The sequence below is a fragment of the Neorhizobium sp. P12A genome (assembly GCF_008365395.1).
GTDB lineage: Bacteria > Pseudomonadota > Alphaproteobacteria > Rhizobiales > Rhizobiaceae > Rhizobium.
This window is the reverse complement of the sequence record NZ_QOVX01000058.1, coordinates 1-3,809: the sequence shown is the minus strand read 5'-3', so window position 1 is coordinate 3,809 and position 3,809 is coordinate 1. Positions and strand designations below refer to the sequence as shown.

The 3,809-nt window shown below is 54.8% G+C and carries 3 protein-coding genes; all 3 read right to left on the bottom strand.

What is annotated here, in order from left to right:
- Window positions 1-197: 197 nt before the first annotated feature.
- The 3 genes from DTW90_RS36790 to DTW90_RS36775 all read right to left on the bottom strand — a co-directional run bounded on the left by DTW90_RS36790 (window position 198) and on the right by DTW90_RS36775 (window position 2,772).
- Window positions 198-776: a hypothetical protein gene (locus DTW90_RS36790; protein ID WP_149345038.1), complete on the bottom strand. Its 579-nt coding sequence runs from the start codon at window positions 774-776 to the stop codon at window positions 198-200.
- A 233-nt stretch (window positions 777-1,009) separates the two neighbouring features.
- A complete protein-coding gene (locus tag DTW90_RS36785) occupies window positions 1,010-1,636 on the bottom strand; it encodes a Type 1 glutamine amidotransferase-like domain-containing protein (protein WP_149345036.1) in 627 nt (208 codons plus the stop codon).
- Window positions 1,637-2,340: 704 nt separating this feature from the next.
- Window positions 2,341-2,772: a VanZ family protein gene (locus tag DTW90_RS36775; RefSeq protein WP_149345032.1), complete on the bottom strand. Its 432-nt coding sequence runs from the start codon at window positions 2,770-2,772 to the stop codon at window positions 2,341-2,343.
- Window positions 2,773-3,809: the final 1,037 nt, after the last annotated feature.

Genomic DNA, 3,809 nt, shown 5'->3' with positions numbered 1-3,809 from the left:
GCGTTGTTCCCGTCATACAGCACGGCAGGGTTTGCGACCGTTCCTAATTCGGGAAAAGCCTCTAGGGGGACTGATACTTTCATGATCAAACGCATTGCCGGATCGGTGGAACGACAACGCACGGTTTGACGTAAATGGTCACTTTGTCAACAGGGCCTAGGTTCCAGGCTCGTCGCGCGTGGACATATTACTGATTTTCAGGAATGAAACGCCTCGGCATCGGCCCTCGAGGCGGGGCAATCCTGAACGGCCTTGTTACCGAGCGGCTTCAGCGAGGATCGCGGGTCGCCCGCCGCCGCCTTGACCAGGTGTTCGGGAACGAGGCGGTACCAGAAGAAATAAAACTGCGTCTTATTGGTGGCTTGGTCGTAGTATCCGCACTTCAGGACGCCGTAGTGCTGCTTGTCATCAAATTCGGCCATCGCAGCGGCGCATTCACCGTCTTTCGGATGCGACGCGCACAAGGCGGGAATGTCCGTCTCGACTAGCGTGAAGAGCAATCCCTTTGATCCCGGCGGCGCAAAGCCCAGTGTTCCATCGGTGGCCGGGTTGGGAAAAACCCGTCGATCGTCGTGATGCATCTTCGATGAGATGTTCATGACGTAGGCAGCGACAAGCGCGATGAAGGCGAAAACAACGATCGGTCGAAGGAACGATTTGAGCGGGCCGTCGGCGATCTCGTAGGCAATGACAAAGCCTTGCCCATGGCATTTCCTGCAAAGAAAATTGCCTGTGCTCCAATGGCAATTTGGACATGGTCTTTTCACGTCAACCATGGGCGCTCCTCCGCACGCCATGAGGATCGATACAATCGCACATTGCTGTTGCGACGGTAGCTGCCCATTCGGGGTAGGCAACCAACCTTCGGAGCGGCGACTAAGGCCGTTCGCACCACCTCTTCCGCCGGTCTCACCCTGGGTCGCTATGACTGCGTCCGGCGGCCGTCAATGATTGTGTCCGGTCCAGCAACGGAATGTGTCAAGAGGTGTGACAATCAGATTACATACGATTAAAGGTCCGCCATCGTGATCATCTTTTCCAGACCACCGTCAAGGATGATGACTTGCCCGTCCCTCATCGGCCGTACCTCCCCAGCACTTGATTTCCAGGCCGCTAGCTGCACCGTCACTATCGGGCCGAAGGTCTCATGATCCATATGCGGCAGGATGCTATAATCGACAAAACCGAAACCAGTATTGTCGCCGTCGCCGAGCGAAGGGTCATCGAGTTCCCGCGCATATCCGATATCGGGTGTTGCAACAACGGAACCTGCGCTCGACCCCATGTATACGAGTTTCCCTGCAAGGACCGCGTCGCGGATCATGTCGAAGAAGCCGGTTCGTTTCAGGTGTTTGAGCAGGAAGAAGGTGTTGCCGCCACTGATGTAGATTCCCTGATACTGGTCGAGGAAACCGCTGCTCACCGTATCGACCACGGACGCATCGAACATCGTGACGGTAAAGCCCATGTCACGAAATGGCTGGACATCTTCCGCGTCGACAGGGTACCAGCCCTCGCCGATAGCCGCCGTCGGAACGAAAAGCAGGTTACCCGTGACGCGCCCTGCAAAGAAACTCCGTACAGTCTCAAAAGCATTAGAGAGATCGGATGCCAGAAGGACAGTCATGTTGTTCATTGATTGATCCTTTGGGCTCGCGCTCGGTATCCGTCATCAATTGACACGTGCGCTTCGTTGCGACGCCCACCTCGGGGATCTATCACTTTCGCGCTCGACAGGAACCACATCCAGGAGGTCGGCGACACCATAGCGTAGTGTTCGGCCACTAACCGCGAACACTATGCAGTTGGCTTCCACATAAACATCCGTGGCAACGAAGTTGCGCTCATCGCCGTTGTCCAGAACAGATACGACAAACATTTGGACCACCGATTGCTAAGGCACAAAAAGTTCAAGAGAACGCGTTATTAGCGACGACTAAATATTGCCAAAATGTAAATGCAATCACAAATGCAAACCTAACAACCAATAATGGCCCGAAAGGGGACCCAAGAGCCACAGGCACCTTCCTCGTGTTCGTTCACGTCGCGCGGGCATAAGGCATCATCCCCGCCTCGTGAGCATGCCGATAAACAGCTCTTGCCGCATCGAACGAGATCACCCACGACATCATGCTCAAAAGGACTGCGATAATATGGATCTGAATACGCATCTGGTTGCCGTGCGGGTAGAATGCGCCAAGCCTGTAATGCACTAAGCTGATTTTATCTTGAATTGAAGCTGCATCGCGTCGGACCGGGTTTCTGCTGTCATGGATCTGCAGAAAGAAGCCCCGCATCTTCAGGAGCGCGGGGCAATGGACGGAAAGAAAGTGAGATTCGTTACTTTAGTACTCTCGAAATGATCTTCAAGATGACCAATGACGCGATAGCTGACTCCGCCGCGGGGGAGGGTGTGGTCTGTCGCCATCCTAAGGCACGGCGTCGGACTGCATTGAAAGCAATTCCGAAGGACGCACCCAAAGCAGCGCCTACTGCCTTCACCATTGCGTCCGCCAGCTCAGGATGTCTGGTCTCCGACAAGAATTGAAGCGCTTCGATGCCGAAGGCACCGGCTATGCACATCAGTGTCACAGAGAGCCAGCGATTGGGATAGGCCACGACGAAGGCGCCGGTCATCAGGAAGAACGCCAATGCCCGATCGAGTTCCACAGGAAGATAGTCATGCGGACGCACGCTGATTGGGCAAACAGTGGCGAAAATAATGAAGGCAAGCAGAAGCCAGGCCGCAGGTCGGGAACGAGGATGTTTCATCCTTCCGTAATATGCGATTGTGCAGTGCAGCGCTATGGCGAATTGGGAGTAGCCTTAACGGCCGCTTCTCGCACCATTTCCGGGGCCTTTTCTTCTTATAGCTGTTTCACCAAATACGATGAAAGACCTGCGGGCTCAACAGCTGGCATGATGGCATTGCATACAGAAAGGGGCAGCGGGTGGCTACCGAGGAAATAAACATGCCGGTGAAGTTTGAGACATGGCGGGTGAACGTCCCGAACGTCACCATCATCGTGGGCAGCATAGCAGTGAACGCGGCCTGAGCCGGCTATATCTGGAACGATACTCTGCGCGATATCAAGGCCCGGCAGGTGGAACAAGCAATCGCGCAGCAGGTTCCAGACCTATCGCGCGGAGTACCATTATGAGCGGACCACCGGGGGATCCATTCGGGTCATCAAACAAGAAAACGCAATACGAAGGGCAGGGACGACGCGGCGCCCGAAGCGGAAAAGCGCGCTCTGGATGGGCCTTGGTATTCGCTGCGCTGTTCCTCGTTGGACTTGCCGCATGGATTTTGCTCCGGCCGCACGGCGGAAACGGTCTAGGCGGTTCGTCGAGCAACGGAACATCGACCGGATCCCCAACGAATTCCCGATTTCTGGATCGCTTTGAGTACTATGCGACGATTCCGACAAGATAGTCGCGCGACCGCAGGCCAAATTGCAGCAGCTTGCTACAAAATTCGATTTCGCCGAGACCATTGGTGCTCGTCGGATGCACCATCCTGTGGAATATCAGAGATTCCGAGGGTCGCGAGCTGGGCGACCGATTGGCTGGACAAATCCAATCAATTGTCTCCGGTAGGTTGTTTGGTTGGACGTGAACACGGTCTTTGGTCCGCTTCTACCACAACAGCAACAATGCTGAAACCGTCGCTGGTTCCATAACCAATCTTATGCGACTTACGAATGTAATGGCATTTTAGAGATGCGACACATAGGCCAGTTAGAGATGCGACAGTCGTCGCCTCTTGGGATGCTGGTCGAGCGTCAGCATTGGGAAGCAAGATTAGC

What these genes read in the sequence shown, in the direction of transcription:
- DTW90_RS36790 (WP_149345038.1), bottom strand. Translation starts at nt 776, where the DNA reads ATGGTTGACGTGAAAAGACCATGTCCAAATTGCCATTGGAGCACAGGC.
- DTW90_RS36785 (WP_149345036.1), bottom strand. Translation starts at nt 1,636, where the DNA reads ATGAACAACATGACTGTCCTTCTGGCATCCGATCTCTCTAATGCTTTT.
- DTW90_RS36775 (WP_149345032.1), bottom strand. Translation starts at nt 2,772, where the DNA reads ATGAAACATCCTCGTTCCCGACCTGCGGCCTGGCTTCTGCTTGCCTTC.